The sequence below is a fragment of the Maricaulis sp. genome (assembly GCF_048270095.1).
Lineage (GTDB): Bacteria > Pseudomonadota > Alphaproteobacteria > Caulobacterales > Maricaulaceae > Maricaulis.
On the sequence record NZ_JBLWTL010000001.1, the window covers coordinates 306,602 to 320,141 of the forward strand.

The following is a 13,540-nucleotide window of genomic DNA, read 5'->3' on the forward strand; positions in this document are numbered from 1 at the left end:
CTCGGCGGAAGGGAGTTTCATGATGGCCAATCAGGCATTGCATGTTCTGCACGTAGAAGATGATTTCGCGGACGCGATGCTCGTGCAGCAGGCTGTCTGTGAAGCTGGTGATTTTGATATTTCCTTTGAGGTCGTGCGGACCTTGCGTGAGGCCAAATTGCGTATGCAGGCTGGCGGGTTCGACTTGATCCTGCTCGATCTGCGCCTGCCCGATTCCGTGCACCCCACCGAGACACTTGAGGTGGCCCGCACGTCCGCCGGTGCGACGCCGCTGCTGGTGCTGTCGGGCTCCATGGCGGTTGACCGCGAGCATCTTGGCGAGGGAATCGCCAGTCTCGACAAGAATGCCAGCTTCAAGGTCGAGCGCGGCCGCAAGTCGGTCAATATCGCCCAGGTGATCCGCAATGCGGTGGCGACGGAAGATTTCCTCAGCATCTGAACGCGACCGGCGCAGAAAACGCCCCGCGCGTCTTACAATCCTGCCGCGACCGGTCCTATAATCGCCGCTCAACACGGCGAGGATCGAGATGAGCAGCGCACACGAAATTGACTACAAGATTTGCGGCGAAGACATTCAATTCGTGGAAATCGAACTGGATCCGGGCGAGACCGTCGTCGCGGAAGCCGGTGCCATGATGTACAAGTCGACCGGTATTGCGATGGAGTCGGTGTTCGGCGATGGCTCCCAGAAGAATAAGGGTTTCATGGGCGCACTGGCCGGCGCGGGCAAGCGCCTGCTGACCGGCGAGAGCCTGTTCATGACGGCCTTCACCCATCAGGGGCAGGGCAAGGCGCATGCGGCCTTCGCGGCACCCTTTCCCGGCACGATCATCGCGGTTCACCTGCCGGATGTTGATGGCGAGCTGATTTGCCAGAAAGACAGTTTTCTGGTCGCCGCCAAGGGCGTCTCGATCGGCATTGCCCTGCAGCGAAAAATCATGACCGGCCTGTTCGGCGGTGAAGGCTTCATCATGCAGCGCCTCGAGGGCGATGGCTGGTGCTTCATCCATGCCGGCGGCACCCTGGTCCAGCGCGAGCTGGCGGCCGGCGAGGAAATCCACATCGATACCGGCTGTGTTGTAGCCTATACCAAGACGGTCGAATTCGAGATCGAGCGGGCCGGCAATATCAAATCGATGATTTTCGGCGGTGAAGGCGTCTTCTTCGCCAAGCTCAAAGGGCCGGGCAAGGTCTGGATGCAATCCATGCCCTTCTCACGCCTGGCCGGACGCATCATGGCCAATCTGCCCGTCACCGGCTCCGGTCAGGGCGAGGGCTCGGTGCTGGGACCGCTTGGCAGTATCATTCGCGGCAATTGAGCAATCGCCGTTTCGGGCGCGGCCTTGCGAGGCCGGTCCTTCGCAGTACGAAAGCAGGACAATGAAGCACGAAGACTTGCCAGGCGCGCAACAGGATGCGCTCGACGCCGCCACATTCCGCCGCCTGCTGGCGCATCTTGATGCACACAAGGACGTCCAGAATATCGATCTGATGATCCTGGCAGACTTCTGCCGAAACTGCCTGGGCAAATGGTATGACGCTGCCGCGAAGGAGCAAGGCGTGGCGCTTGCCCCCGAAGCGGCCCGCGAACGAATTTACGGCATGGCCTATGCCGACTGGAAGCGCGATTTTCAAACGGCCGCGACGCCGGAACAGCTGGCGGCGCTTGAGGCGCGGCACAAGCACTGAGGGCTGTTCTGAAACGCGCGACACCGCATATTCTACGCCCCAAGCGGGTGATAATTCCGCGGCGGTGAGAGTGGGGCCAATCACTGTCCGGGGCCGGAACCGGCATTCTGCCAGTCTGTCACTGGATCGCTATTGTTTTGTTCAGGCAGTATTTTTCCGATTCCTGCCCTGTCACTGAACCTGTCACCCTGTCACCCCGCCTGCCACTGACGAAGCGGTGCGCGCGCCCGCCTCAAGGCGCGAAACTCATATTGGACCGACAATGTCAAAGAGCGGGTTTGCCGGATTATAGGCGCGTCGGGACGGGCGTGGATAAGGCGGCGGTCCGGGGGCGTGGCCGGACGCCCTGATGAGCGGCCGTCGCAGCCCTCCTACGCCAAGGCTTCGGACGGCACCTCTTCGCCCACTCGCTGCGCTCGTATGCGCGCTGCGGGTGGCTTGCCACCCGAAGCCCGCAGGGCGAAGGGTGGTGCCGCATAGGTGACTCGAACACCTGACCTACGCATTACGAATGCGTTGCTCTACCAGCTGAGCTAATGCGGCTTACCCGTGGGCTCCCGGCCAGTTATCTGGCGAGAGGCGGCGGAAACTAGCTTTGAACGGGCAAGCGGGCAAGCCCCTGTGCAGTGGCGGGGTCAGGCCGGCATCAGACCTTGTGCAGGGCCGCTTCCTGCAAGCCGATCCGGTCGACGACCGGCCTGGCCAGCGCTTCGAAATCGGGCGCACCCATATTCTCCACGACGAGATCGGCAGCCGCGCGCTGGGGCTCGACATGCAGCGCGTGCATTGGCCGCACGATGTCGTCGAATTGCTGTTTGACGAAGTCTTCGCTGCGGCCGCGCTCGGCGACATCGCGCTGGATGCGGCGGGCCAGCCGGGTCGTGTCGCAGGCGTCGACGAAAATGGTCAGGTCGAATTGCGCCGCCAGCTCCGGGCTCGCAAGCAGGTGCAGGCCTTCGACGATCATCACGCCAGCCGGCGTGCGCTCGACCGTCTGGCTCCGTCGGCAATGGGTGGTGAAGTCATATTGCGGGGCCTCGACGGGCTGGCCTGCGCGCAGGGCGGCGAGATGGCTGGCCAGCAGGGCATGATCCTTGGCGGCGGGCTCGTCGAAATTGAAATCCGAGGCGACAAAACCGGGCTGATGGCCCGCATCGACATAATAATCGTCCTCGGGAATGACACAGGCATCATGGCTGGCGAAATGATCGGCGAGGGCGTGCGCCAGGCGGGTCTTGCCTGAGGCCGATCCGCCGACGACGGCCAGGAGGAAGGGCCTCCGGCTCATCGCGCGCGCTCCGAATCCTCGTCATCATCATCAACGCCCGGATCATCGGGCGGGCGCGGCGCCTCGAAAAAGGCGGCCGGCTTGGCGGGGCTGCGCTTGGGCGGCGCCTCCAGCAAGGCCGTCTCGGGCACGGCCTCGGCATTGCGTTCATAGCGCTCATAGCGTGGATGGATCAGCCGGCCTTCATCGCCATAGATATAGACCATCCGCTTCCAGTCGTCGGCGGTATAGGGGAAGGCGTGGCCATCCGGATCCATGTCCGACCAGTCGGCCTCGGTCGAGGCGTGGGCGGCGCGGGCCATCCAGCGGCGTGCCTGTTCGTCCTCGCCCTCCAGCCGGGCCAGCCGTGCCGCCAGCGCACACAGGCGCGAGCTCGGCGGTCCCTCGGCGATCAGGGGGGTAATCAGGGTGCGTGCCGTCGCGGCGTCACTATCTTCCAGCGCGACATCGATCAGCACCAGCTTGCTCTCGCGGTGCTCTGGTTGCAGCGCCGCCAGAGCCTTGAGCCGGTCGAGGCGTTTCGCCTTCGTGTCGGACTTGCGCAGATCGCGATAGGCGCGGGCGATCGCAGGGTGTGGCGACAGGGTCCAGCTGGCTTCGAGCACGTCGGACGCTTTCTTGTATTTGCGCGCCCCATTCAGCAGGCGTGAGGCGAGGCTGGCTGCGGGTGCGAAACCCGGCGCAGCCCGGCAGGCCGCTTCGGCGAGGTCGCGGGCATGATCGGAATCGCTGGTTTCGCTGGCCAGGGCCGAGGCTGTCAGCAATACGGCGCGGCGGCGTTTGGAAATGTCCGGGGCGATATGTTTGCGCCGGTCGCCCTCGCCGAGCGTTTCCACGGCGGCATCCCAGCGACCCTGGGCGACTTGTGCCTCGAACAGGGCATCGAAGGCCCAGCGGGCGCCCTTGGCCTTGTCAAAGGCGTCCGCGGCATGTTCGGCGGTGGCTTCCAGGTCGCCGCGATCATGCGCCAGCTGGGTCAGGCCACGGCGGGCCACGACGCGGGTGCGCGGATCCTCGAGCAGGGCCTCATACTGGGTTTCGGCGCGCTCGGGGTGACCGGCGGCCTCGGCGGCGCGGGCGGCGAGCAGGCGCGACAGGGCGGGACGGTCGAGCAGGGCATCGGCGCGCGCGGCCTGGCGCACAGCCGCTTCGCCATCGCCGGCGGCGGAGGCAATCAGGGCGCGCTCGAGCGCATCATAGCCCTGTTCGCGGCGGCGGCGCGACAGGAAGGTCTTCACCTTGTCCGGGGAGGTCCACAACATGTAGATCCCCCACCACAACACCAGCATCAGAAAGGAGAACAGGATCAACGCCCCGGCGGCGACGACGAAGGGCATCTCCATCTGCGTCCCGAGGAATTCAAAACTGGCATGGCCGGGATTGAGCGCCAGGAAAGCACCCAGCGCGGTCGTCAGGATAACAATGATGACGACAATAATCAGACGGATCATGACGGATCCTCTCCCTGGGCCGCAGCCGCTTCGGTCAGGGCCTGGCGCAGTGAGATCAGCCGGCGGTCGAGATCGAGGCGGGCCTGGGCACCGATCAGCCAGTCCTGCGCTGCCGGCAATGAGGTCGCATCCAGCCGTTCGGTCAGCGCGACGGCGCCGTCCAGATCGCGCAGGGCGAGACGGTTTTCCGCCAGCGCCGTGATCGCCATCGCGCCGGTATCGGCGCTGCCCGGATTGGCCTGGCGCACTTCGATCAGGCCGAAGAATATCCGTCCCGGCCCGGCCGCGTCACGAATGGCATCGCCTGGATAGTCAGTGGTGAGGTCGTCCAGGGTTGGCACGCCGGCGCGGGCATAGCTGGCCATGGCCGCGAGATCGGCATTGCCGCGCCAGAGCTGGGCCAGGGCCGCGCGTTCAGCCTCGAAACCCTCATGGGTGCCGGCAATGTCGCGCAGGGCGCTGAGCGCCAGGGCGCGCGCCGCCAGCTGGCGCGAGGCCTGGCCGGTATCGGATGATGGCCGGGTCGCGGCGCTGTCCGCTGCGGCATCGGCTGCCGCGCGGGCTGTTTCCGCCAGGGCGCGGGTTTCGTTCAGCCCGCTCTCAAGCTGTTCGATCCGGGCAGCGAGAATGGCGGTTTGTGGATCGGTGACGGGTTCGGCAGGGCTGGCGGCAGCGTCTTGCGCGGATTCCAGTGCGGCGAGGCGATCGGAGAGGTTTTGCAGCAGGAGCGGATCGACAGTGCCCTGATCGGCCGAAGCTTCGCTCGCCTGTTGCAGCAGCAGGCCGAGATCGGCCAGATCGCGTTCGGCGGTCTCGAGGCGGGCGTTGATCGCGTCCAGCGCCGCTATATCGGGCGCGTTCGTATCATCCGTTGGCGCGGCGCTTTCCAGCGTCATCAGCCGTGCCTCGATGGCGGTCAGGTCCGGACCCGCCTGCGCCGGCGCGCCTTCGAGGGCGTCGAGCCGCGAATTGACCGCAGTGACAGCTTGCCCCAGGGCCGTTTCCAGTGACTGCGCCGGGCTCGGCTCAGCCGCCATCGCGGCCAGACGGCTTTCCAGCGTGGTGATCGATTGCGTCAGGGCTGCCCGTTCGCTGGCAGCGCCTGTATCGCTGGTGCTGGTGGCGGGCCAATAGCGCGCGCCGGCAAAGCCGAGGCCGCCGCCTGCCAGGGTGGCGATCAGGAAGAGCACGGCCACGGTGGCACCGCCGACGCCCTTGCGTCCGGAGCGTTCGCCCTCCGGGTCGGGCAGGTCGCGGGCGGGTTCGAACTCGGCATCAACCGGTTCGGGATCGGGGTTTTGCTTGGGATCGGCCATCTCAATACGCGATTCAGCTAGGTTTCTCGCACCTTATGATGCGTCGCCGAGCGGCGCCAGTTCCATGGGATGAACCAGCAGGTCGAGCAGGGCGTCCTCGCTCGGATGTGCCGCTGCGACCAGCGCAGCGAAGCCGGCATTTTCCAGTGGCTTCAAGGCATTGGCGCTGATGCCATAGGCGGTCACCGATTTCAGCCAGGCCTGCAATCCGAATTTTCGCACCAGGTCGAGGAAGGTCTTGGCGCCGCGTGCCGAATGGATCAGGACCGCGACGGGCGCGCCGCACAGGATCGCTGCGATGGCATCCTCGCGCAGGGCGTCGACGGCCACAGCGCCATAACCGATCACGTCGCGCACCTGATAACCGTCGGCCTTCAGCTCACCGGCCAGATCACCGGCGACATGGATGCCGCGGACATGCACCAGGCTACCGTTTTGCGGCTTGACCTTGCGTTTGATCAGCGCCGCCAGATCATGCACATCGCCATTGGCCGACACGACTTTTCGAAATCCGGCCTTGCGCGCATCGGCGGCCGTGCTGTCGCCGACTGTGTAGACCGGCAGGTCGCGCTCCGGGCGTCTCGGGCCCCAGGCACGCACACCATTGCCGCTGGTGAAAATCAAGGCCTGGACCTCGGTCAGGTCAACCTCGATCCGGGCGCGAAAATTAATGTCGAGTACGGGCGCAATAATCGGGTCAATACCGCGAGCCCGCAGCTCTGTGGCGGTGCGTTTGGCACCTGGCCAGCCGCGTGTGACCAATACCGTCATGCGTTGACAAGCGCGGCGGCGAGTTGATCGCCGGCCGCGTCCCTGACCGCCTGACCCAGGGATTGCCCGGCGGCGATGGCGCTGGTTCTGGTGGCTGTTTTCATATCGAATCGCATCTGTTCCCGCCAACGGACCTGGCCATCAGGAGTCAAAACTTCGCCGGTGAAGTCCATTGATTCGATATGCACATGCGCCGCGATCGGGGTGCGGCAGGATCCGTCAAGCCTTGCCAGGAAGGCGCGCTCGGCCAGGGTGGAGAGTTCGGTTTCGCGGTGGTTGAGCGGCATTAACAGTTCGCGGGCGCGGTCATCATCGCTGCGAATCGCCACGCCGACCGCACCCTGGGCTGCGGCGGGGAGCATTTCAGACAGGGCCAGCGGTTCGGCTTCCGCTTCCTTGCGGCCAAGCCGGTTGAGGCCGGCGCGGGCGAGGAATGTGGCATAGATTTCACCGGAGGCGAGCCGGCCCAGCCGGGTGTCGACATTGCCGCGCAGCACCACCACCGAAAGGTCGGGCCGCTGATACAGCGCCTGGGCCTGGCGGCGCAGGCTGGCTGTGCCGATCACCACACCCTGCGGCAGATCCGCGAGCCGGGTTTCGCCGCCGCGGGCCAGCAGCATGTCGCGGGCATCTTCACGCTCGAGAATCGCTCCAAGTTCAATCCCTTCGGGCAATTCGGTCTGGACATCCTTCATCGAGTGAACGGCGAAAGCGGCGCTGCGCTCCAGCAGGGCCTCGTCGATTTCCTTGGTGAACAGGCCTTTGCCGCCGGCCTCGATCAGGGCGCGGTCCTGGATCTGGTCACCGGTACTCAGCAGGCCGAGGATCGGGAAGACGGTCTCGCGCATTTCGTCCTCGACACCGTGCAGCCGGGCCAGTCGCGCCTGGACGTCGCGGGCCTGGACAAGAGCGAGGGGGGAGCGCCGGGTGGCGATGGGCATGGGTTTGGACGGTAGCGGCACGTTGCGGGATCCCGGCAGTGAGGTTATCGAACAGACATGGACTTAGCCCCGCCATCCCCCATAGCGCAAGACGGCACACTGACCGTGCTCGGGCTTGAATCGAGCTGTGACGAGACGGCCGCCGCCGTACTGCGCCGATCGGCCACAGGCGAGATCACGGTGTTGTCCGACCTTATCCTCGGTCAGACCGAAGCCCATGCGCCATTTGGCGGTGTGGTGCCGGAGATCGCCGCGCGGGCGCATGCGGAAGCCATGTCAGGGCTGGCCGGGCAGGCCTTGCAGGAAGCGGGGCTGACTCTGGCCGAGATTGACGGCATTGCCGCGACCTCAGGACCGGGACTTATCGGCGGGGTGATGGCGGCCCTGATGACGGCGAAGGGACTGGCGCTGGGATCGGGCAAGCCGTTGATTGCAGTCAATCATCTTGAAGGGCATGCGCTGTCGCCGCGTTTGAGCGAGAATCTCGACTTCCCCTATCTGCTCCTGCTCGTCTCTGGCGGGCATACGCAATTGATTTGTGTAGAAGATTTCGGGGTTTACCGGCGTCTGGGATCGACCCTGGATGATGCCGCCGGCGAGGCGTTTGACAAGACCGCGAAGGTGATGGGACTGGGTTTTCCCGGGGGGCCGGCGCTGGAACGCTGTGCCGCCGCGGGCAATGCGAAACGCTTTGACCTGCCCAACCCGCTAAAGGGCCGCCCCGGTTGCGATTTTTCCTTCGCCGGGCTGAAAACCGCGGCGCGTCAGATCTGGGACGGGTTCGACAATCCGGGCGATCAGGACCGCGCCGACCTTGCTGCATCAGTACAAACGGCGATTGCCCATACCCTTGCCACAAGGTCACGGCGGGCCATGCGCGAGTTTGCTGCCAGCCTGCCGCAGACTACCGCTCCATTACCCTTTGTCGTCGCCGGCGGGGTCGCGGCCAATCAGACGGTGCGAAAAATGCTCGAAACGGCAGCGCGCGAGGAAGGCTTCCGCCTGATCGCACCGCCGATGCGCTGGTGCACCGACAATGCGGCGATGATTGCGCTGGCCGGGCTGGAACATTTGCTCCGGGGCGAAATTGACGGCCTCGATGCCCCGGCGCGGGCGCGCTGGCCTTTGGACGCGGTCTCGGCCAGATTGGACCCGGTGATCGGTTCGGGACGAAAAGGACCCAAGGCGTGACAGATTTTCAAACCATCGGGGTAATCGGGGCCGGGGCCTGGGGCACGGCGCTGGCACAGACGGCGGCGAAGGCCGGTCGTGACGTATTGATCTGGTCCTTCGAGCAGGACGTTGCCGATGTGATCAACAACACGCACGAGAACAGCATCTTCCTGCCCGGTGTGGCGCTGGAGCCGAATATCGCGGCCGTCACGGCGATGGCCGATCTCGATGTCTGCGATGCCGTTCTGGCGGTCGCCCCGGCGCAGCATTTGCGCGGCACGCTGGAGACATTCGCCCCCTTCGCCCGGCGCGGCCTGCCGATCATCCTGTGTGCCAAGGGGATTGAGCAATCGAGCCTGTCAATGATGACCCAGGTGCTGAGCGAAACCATTCCCTCGGCCATCCCGGCCGTGCTCTCGGGCCCGAGCTTTGCCATCGACACCGCCCAGGGCCTGCCAACGGCGGTGACCCTGGCCTGCAAGGATGAGGCGATCGGCACCGCCCTGATCGAGGCGCTCGGCACGCCGCGCTTCCGGCCCTATCTGGCGACCGATCTGATCGGCGCGGAAATCGGCGGCGCGGTGAAGAATGTGCTGGCGATCGGCTGCGGCATTGTCGAGGGACGCGGGCTGGGCAAATCGGCCCATGCGGCGCTGATCGCGCGCGGCTTTGCCGAGATGACCCGGCTGGCCCTGGCGCTGGGCGCCAAGCGCGAAACCCTGGCGGGCCTGTGCGGGCTGGGCGATCTGGTTCTGACCTGTTCCTCGCCGCAATCGCGCAATATGTCCTGCGGCCTGGCGCTGGGGCGCGGGGTGCATCTGGACGATATTCTCGGCAGTCGCCGCTCGGTCACCGAAGGCGTGGCCAGCGCGCCGGCGGTCGTTGCGCTGGCGAAACGACACGGCGTCGAGATGCCGATCTGTGAAGCCGTGGACGATATCCTCGCCGGCCGCACCAGCGTTGAAGGCGCCATCGAAGCCCTGCTCGCCCGCCCCTTCACGCTGGAATCCGCCTGATGCTCTTCATGGTCCACGCCACCGACAAGCCCGGCGCGCTCGATATCCGCATGGCCAACCGTCCGGCCCATCTCGACTGGCTCACGGCGGCCGGCCCCGCCATCAAGGCCGCCGGCCCCTGGCTCGGCAGTGACGACAAGCCGGCCGGCTCGCTCCTGATCGTGGAGATGGAGAGCGGCGCCGCGCTCGATGCCTGGCTGGCGCAAGACCCCTATGCCCTCGCCGGCCTGTTCCAATCGGTCGAGGCCGCACCCTACAAATGGGTGTTCAACCCGCCTGCCGATCTGGCGCCATGAGCAGCCTGCCTAAGTCCGGAACCGTGCTCGGCCGTCTCGAGGATCTGCCCGACCCCGGTGCCCGCGCCTCGAGCTGGAATGATGGCGCCGTCATCCTGGTCCGCCGCGGCCAGACCATCACCGCCTTCCTCAACACCTGCCCCCACGCCCAACGCCCGCTCAACCTGCCCGGTGGCAAGGTAATGCTGCACGAGGGCGCCTTCATCGTCTGCCCGGTGCACGGCGCGAGCTTTGCGGCGACGGACGGGATGTGTGTGGGGGGACCGGCGGCGGGTTATGGGCTGACGGGAGTTGAGGTTGAGGTTGTGGGGCCGGAGATCCGGGTGGTGTAACGATGGCGCGACAGTTCAGAGATTGTCTTGGTGTCGCGGCCCGAAAGCCGGGGCTTTCCGGCTTCTGCGGCAAAACGGGTGTGATGTTTCGTTCTACTGCAGCCACTTGCGATAGGGTCATTTTGGATTTTAGCGCCCCTCATGGGTGTGAGCTTTGAAAATGCGCTTTGAAACACGCTATGCGGTGTACCATAAAGCAAATACCCGAGCGATTTTACCGAAGCAGGATTTCCCTTGAACGAAGAGCAACTGGTCCAGGCTGCTGCATCAAGCATTAGGGCGCGTATGCGTGACTCTGGCTCATTTTCAATTGTCCGCGAATTCCGCTTTCTCCGCGGTCGGTGCCGCGCAGATGCGATTGTTCTCTGCGATCGCTCAGTTATCGCAATTGAAGTGAAGACAGAGTTTGACAGTCTCAGGAAACTTGAGGATCAAACGAAATATTATTCCGCGCACTTCGACAAGTTGGTGCTTTGTATATCTGAAAAGCATGAGAAGAAATTAGAATTAATGAATTTGCCAGATAATTGCGATGTATTGATTCAATACAAAAGCAACCGGTTAAAATTGCGTCGGCGCGGTAAAATGGTGAGAAGCTCTGATGCATATAAGTATGCACCACTTTTAAATGACGAGCAAATAGCCAGTCTATTATCAAGGGTGCATAATGTATCGCGGCGCTATTCAGAAGAGAACACGATCGAGTTGTTGAAAAACACCAACTCAAATTCAATTATTGAAGAAATTAAAAAGCGTATCGAAAATGTCCGGCTGTTGCGTCAACGCGCACATCAGGATTAGAATTCTTGCCAAGGTTCATCTCCAGTGTTCCCACCCGGCAATCCGTAGTGCGCCTGAGTGAAGAGATGAATGTTGATCCTCGCAGCGGTTGCGTACGCGGGCGAGCCGATTGCGCCTTGTCCTGCGGCCGTGTCTTGGATCATCTGGGTTCCCCAAACCTTGGGGGCCGTTCCCCAGTGCTCGCTTTTCATGGCCCTTCTCGAGGCCTGCCTATAGGCCGTTGCCCGTGCGACCTTCCGCTCACTAATGCCTACGTCCACTTCGTTTCCAGTGACCGGGTCAACTGCGACCGCGGGGCGTTCCCGGAAAAAGTACCAAGCGTTTTCTACGGGCAAATCAATTCTGGGCAGCGGAGCGCCGCCGCCAGAGGCTTGGCGTTTTGCACGGGCACTGCCCCGGTCACCATACACAAGTCTTGTGTCGTTGCCCGGAATGGCGAGTTTTGAAAACAAGGTTCGTTCAAATATCGTCTGGTGGCGACGTCCCTCAAACGAGTCTGGAAACGTCGTTGCAGAGATCACAATCAAAGATATTGGGCCGAGTGAGAGAACAAGCTTTGTTGCCGAAAAAGCCAGCATTGATTCTTGGTCCCAACCAATGGCCTGTTGGCCAAAATCAATAATCACCCCCAGCTGGTCACCATCAAATATTTGTGCGGCGGCCTTGATCGCGGCAATTTGGCGGGCCTGGCGGCCGCTGCCACCCTGCGGGCTGAACCGGAGAAATGTGAATACCTTTGCCGCAGAGAAAGCTTCGATTTGCCGTTGGACTTGATCCGAATCCGAGCCAGCCAGAACGCACGGTATGAAGCCGTTTTCCAGGGTGAATTTTATCCAGGCCTCATATCCGTTAGCTTCGTTAAACAGCTCCCTGAGCTCGCCCAATATCGGCCGTTCGCCCGTAGATTTCGCGAGGGAGAAATTTTCGTCAAAGTCAATGATTATATTGCTGCATTTTAGGTCTACTATGACGTTTAGAGCGGATTGTAGATACTGCGCAGTCGTCCATGGTCGTAGCAAAATATGCGGCGCGATCATGTTCTTGCTGGTCTGGGGAAGTTCGCGCAAGCCTCGCATCTCTGCGGGGCGCAGCGTTAGTGTGGGTACATATTTTACGTCCACGGGAAAGGGCATTTATTGATCCAGCCGAATTCGCATTGCATCGGGCGATACTACAAATTGTTGGGCGAGGGCCTCGATCATTTCGTTATCTTCCACGTCAGATATCTTCGAGCGAGCGAATTCTATCAACTTTCGCGGCATCAATATTTCTGCGGCCAGGCGGTTCGCTTCCGCCTCCTGGCGGTTGGATAGGCCCGACCTGTACAGCACATCGTCAGTGAGGCCGTCACCAATCAGGGGTCTGTGAAGTAGATAGTGGCTCAATTCATGCGCAGCGGTGAACCTTTGGCGTGTCCGGGCCTCGTGCCGGTTGATCCGGATGATGTACCCTGCCGGAGCGTCCTCAAAACGCCTGATTTCACCTGATATGCCAGCAGGAAGGGTCGCTCCTCGCAGAATGAGGCCCAGTGACTCCGCGATGGAACCAATGCTCACTGGGGCCGTAGTAAGGTGCTGCGCTAGCGTCACTTTTTCGGCTGATGAAACTCGTGTCCAAATGTTGTGCTCCATCATTTGTCCGAGTCCTTATCTCCGTCATCGCCATCTTGGTTTCGGTCGCGGCGTATGGACGAGGGGGGTTCGCCGTACTCGTCGTCGGCAAACTCAATTGTTTCCTGATCGGGTGCTACTTCTGGCGCACTACTTTGGCCAGGATATAAAGTTCGGCTGTCCAACACTTGGCCAATCAAAGCAAGTAGTCGTTCGTCCGGGGCTTCTCCAAGAAGCTCTCTTTGTATTTCCTCAACGCGTGTAGCCAACAGACTTCTTAACTCTCCGCCGTCGAGCAGTTCGTCCTTAATGACATCAATTGCTGTCCCATGCGCCGCATACTCTGCAGCTTCCCTGGCGGCCGGCAGGGCAGTCTTTTCCGCTACCTCAATTGCTTTGGTAATCGCGGCGGTCACAGCTGCCTTCTTCATCCCGCGCCAGCCAAAGAATGCTAAGAGCGCGATGCCCACCGTCGTGCAGGTCAGGATGATTGTCGACGACCCAAAGAGTATCGCAAAGAGAACAGCAAAGTCAGTTTGCGATATGGCGCTATCCGCGTCGGCAGAGTGTCCTAACGGTGCATACAGAATTATCCAAAATAGGGATGTCACCAGAAACATAGATAGGACGATCACTGCCGCAATCAGGATTGGATGATTTCTCCCCTGCTCCTCTCGCATACGTTGTCCAATCTTTATCGTCAGGTTTTCGTTGCCATGCTTTGCAGACGGGAGCCGCAATAGCAAGCGGTGTCTAAATGGGTACTACAACTAGCAACAAAAAAGTGGGTCGCAGGACAATGAACGCTCAGTTCTGACCAACCGGCAGTCCCCAGCCAAAATAGGGAGAAAATCGA

At 62.4% G+C, this 13,540-nt stretch carries 16 protein-coding genes and 1 tRNA gene; 8 read left to right on the forward strand and 9 right to left on the reverse strand.

Annotation, left to right across the window (positions count from 1 at the left end; all coding sequences use genetic code 11):
• Positions 1-19 precede the first annotated feature (19 nt).
• From ACN0YJ_RS01545 to ACN0YJ_RS01555, 3 genes are all read left to right on the forward strand, one after another.
• On the forward strand, positions 20-439 hold the full coding sequence (locus ACN0YJ_RS01545) for a response regulator (RefSeq protein WP_417476696.1): 420 nt from the start codon (positions 20-22) through the stop codon (positions 437-439).
• 88 nt (positions 440-527) lie between these two features.
• Positions 528-1,319 (forward strand): TIGR00266 family protein, encoded by a 792-nt coding sequence (locus ACN0YJ_RS01550; RefSeq protein ID WP_417476697.1) that lies wholly within the window; start codon positions 528-530, stop codon positions 1,317-1,319.
• 61 nt (positions 1,320-1,380) lie between these two features.
• On the forward strand, positions 1,381-1,689 hold the full coding sequence (locus ACN0YJ_RS01555) for a DUF1244 domain-containing protein (protein WP_417495131.1): 309 nt from the start codon (positions 1,381-1,383) through the stop codon (positions 1,687-1,689).
• 467 nt (positions 1,690-2,156) lie between these two features.
• Here ACN0YJ_RS01555 and ACN0YJ_RS01560 read toward each other — a convergent pair.
• The 6 genes from ACN0YJ_RS01560 to hemC form a co-directional block, all read right to left on the reverse strand.
• A tRNA-Thr gene (locus tag ACN0YJ_RS01560) sits at positions 2,157-2,232 on the reverse strand.
• A gap of 103 nt (positions 2,233-2,335) precedes the next feature.
• Complete coding sequence (gene udk / locus ACN0YJ_RS01565; RefSeq protein WP_417476701.1) at positions 2,336-2,977, reverse strand: uridine kinase; 642 nt, start codon at positions 2,975-2,977, stop codon at positions 2,336-2,338.
• Positions 2,974-4,428, reverse strand: a complete 1,455-nt coding sequence (locus ACN0YJ_RS01570) for a heme biosynthesis protein HemY (RefSeq protein ID WP_417476702.1) — start codon at positions 4,426-4,428, stop codon at positions 2,974-2,976. Before ACN0YJ_RS01570 ends, udk begins: the two co-directional genes overlap by 4 nt.
• Entirely contained in the window at positions 4,425-5,744 is a 1,320-nt protein-coding gene (locus ACN0YJ_RS01575; RefSeq protein WP_417495132.1) for a hypothetical protein, read from the reverse strand. The genes ACN0YJ_RS01570 and ACN0YJ_RS01575 overlap by 4 nt, the downstream gene beginning before the upstream one ends.
• Positions 5,745-5,777: 33 nt before the next feature.
• Complete coding sequence (locus ACN0YJ_RS01580) at positions 5,778-6,515, reverse strand: uroporphyrinogen-III synthase (protein ID WP_417476704.1); 738 nt, start codon at positions 6,513-6,515, stop codon at positions 5,778-5,780.
• Positions 6,512-7,477, reverse strand: coding sequence for a hydroxymethylbilane synthase (gene hemC, locus ACN0YJ_RS01585; protein ID WP_417495133.1), 966 nt, complete (start codon positions 7,475-7,477; stop codon positions 6,512-6,514). Before hemC ends, ACN0YJ_RS01580 begins: the two co-directional genes overlap by 4 nt.
• A gap of 78 nt (positions 7,478-7,555) precedes the next feature.
• Here hemC and tsaD point away from each other — a divergent pair, with 78 nt between their 5' ends.
• The 5 genes from tsaD (at position 7,556) to ACN0YJ_RS01610 (ending at position 11,074) form a co-directional block, all read left to right on the forward strand.
• Positions 7,556-8,647 (forward strand): tRNA (adenosine(37)-N6)-threonylcarbamoyltransferase complex transferase subunit TsaD, encoded by a 1,092-nt coding sequence (gene tsaD, locus ACN0YJ_RS01590; protein WP_417476756.1) that lies wholly within the window; start codon positions 7,556-7,558, stop codon positions 8,645-8,647.
• Positions 8,644-9,645, forward strand: a complete 1,002-nt coding sequence (locus tag ACN0YJ_RS01595) for an NAD(P)H-dependent glycerol-3-phosphate dehydrogenase (protein ID WP_417495134.1) — start codon at positions 8,644-8,646, stop codon at positions 9,643-9,645. Before tsaD ends, ACN0YJ_RS01595 begins: the two co-directional genes overlap by 4 nt.
• Positions 9,645-9,941 (forward strand): YciI family protein, encoded by a 297-nt coding sequence (locus ACN0YJ_RS01600; RefSeq protein WP_417495135.1) that lies wholly within the window; start codon positions 9,645-9,647, stop codon positions 9,939-9,941. The genes ACN0YJ_RS01595 and ACN0YJ_RS01600 overlap by 1 nt, the downstream gene beginning before the upstream one ends.
• The gene (locus tag ACN0YJ_RS01605; protein ID WP_417495136.1) at positions 9,938-10,273 is read left to right on the forward strand and encodes a Rieske (2Fe-2S) protein; all 336 of its coding nucleotides are present in this window, start codon (positions 9,938-9,940) and stop codon (positions 10,271-10,273) included. Before ACN0YJ_RS01600 ends, ACN0YJ_RS01605 begins: the two co-directional genes overlap by 4 nt.
• 234 nt (positions 10,274-10,507) lie before the next feature.
• A complete protein-coding gene (locus ACN0YJ_RS01610; RefSeq protein WP_417495137.1) occupies positions 10,508-11,074 on the forward strand; it encodes a sce7726 family protein in 567 nt (188 codons plus the stop codon).
• On the opposite strand, the gene ACN0YJ_RS01615 is transcribed toward ACN0YJ_RS01610, so the two are convergent.
• Genes ACN0YJ_RS01615 through ACN0YJ_RS01625 form a run of 3 tightly spaced genes read right to left on the reverse strand, consistent with a single transcriptional unit; the run spans position 11,071 to position 13,364 of the window.
• The gene (locus tag ACN0YJ_RS01615; RefSeq protein ID WP_417495138.1) at positions 11,071-12,207 is read right to left on the reverse strand and encodes a beta family protein; all 1,137 of its coding nucleotides are present in this window, start codon (positions 12,205-12,207) and stop codon (positions 11,071-11,073) included. The genes ACN0YJ_RS01610 and ACN0YJ_RS01615 overlap by 4 nt on opposite strands.
• Positions 12,208-12,708: an ImmA/IrrE family metallo-endopeptidase gene (locus tag ACN0YJ_RS01620; RefSeq protein WP_417495139.1), complete on the reverse strand. Its 501-nt coding sequence runs from the start codon at positions 12,706-12,708 to the stop codon at positions 12,208-12,210. It lies immediately after the preceding gene.
• The gene (locus ACN0YJ_RS01625; RefSeq protein WP_417495140.1) at positions 12,705-13,364 is read right to left on the reverse strand and encodes a hypothetical protein; all 660 of its coding nucleotides are present in this window, start codon (positions 13,362-13,364) and stop codon (positions 12,705-12,707) included. Before ACN0YJ_RS01625 ends, ACN0YJ_RS01620 begins: the two co-directional genes overlap by 4 nt.
• Positions 13,365-13,540: the final 176 nt, after the last annotated feature.

Coding starts and splice junctions, on each gene's coding strand:
- ACN0YJ_RS01545 (WP_417476696.1), top strand. CDS start 20: ATGATGGCCAATCAGGCATTGCATGTTCTGCACGTAGAAGATGATTTC.
- ACN0YJ_RS01550 (WP_417476697.1), top strand. CDS start 528: ATGAGCAGCGCACACGAAATTGACTACAAGATTTGCGGCGAAGACATT.
- ACN0YJ_RS01555 (WP_417495131.1), top strand. CDS start 1,381: ATGAAGCACGAAGACTTGCCAGGCGCGCAACAGGATGCGCTCGACGCC.
- udk (WP_417476701.1), bottom strand. CDS start 2,977: ATGAGCCGGAGGCCCTTCCTCCTGGCCGTCGTCGGCGGATCGGCCTCA.
- ACN0YJ_RS01570 (WP_417476702.1), bottom strand. CDS start 4,428: ATGATCCGTCTGATTATTGTCGTCATCATTGTTATCCTGACGACCGCG.
- ACN0YJ_RS01575 (WP_417495132.1), bottom strand. CDS start 5,744: ATGGCCGATCCCAAGCAAAACCCCGATCCCGAACCGGTTGATGCCGAG.
- ACN0YJ_RS01580 (WP_417476704.1), bottom strand. CDS start 6,515: ATGACGGTATTGGTCACACGCGGCTGGCCAGGTGCCAAACGCACCGCC.
- ACN0YJ_RS01600 (WP_417495135.1), top strand. CDS start 9,645: ATGCTCTTCATGGTCCACGCCACCGACAAGCCCGGCGCGCTCGATATC.
- ACN0YJ_RS01605 (WP_417495136.1), top strand. CDS start 9,938: ATGAGCAGCCTGCCTAAGTCCGGAACCGTGCTCGGCCGTCTCGAGGAT.
- ACN0YJ_RS01615 (WP_417495138.1), bottom strand. CDS start 12,207: ATGCCCTTTCCCGTGGACGTAAAATATGTACCCACACTAACGCTGCGC.
- ACN0YJ_RS01620 (WP_417495139.1), bottom strand. CDS start 12,708: ATGATGGAGCACAACATTTGGACACGAGTTTCATCAGCCGAAAAAGTG.
- ACN0YJ_RS01625 (WP_417495140.1), bottom strand. CDS start 13,364: ATGCGAGAGGAGCAGGGGAGAAATCATCCAATCCTGATTGCGGCAGTG.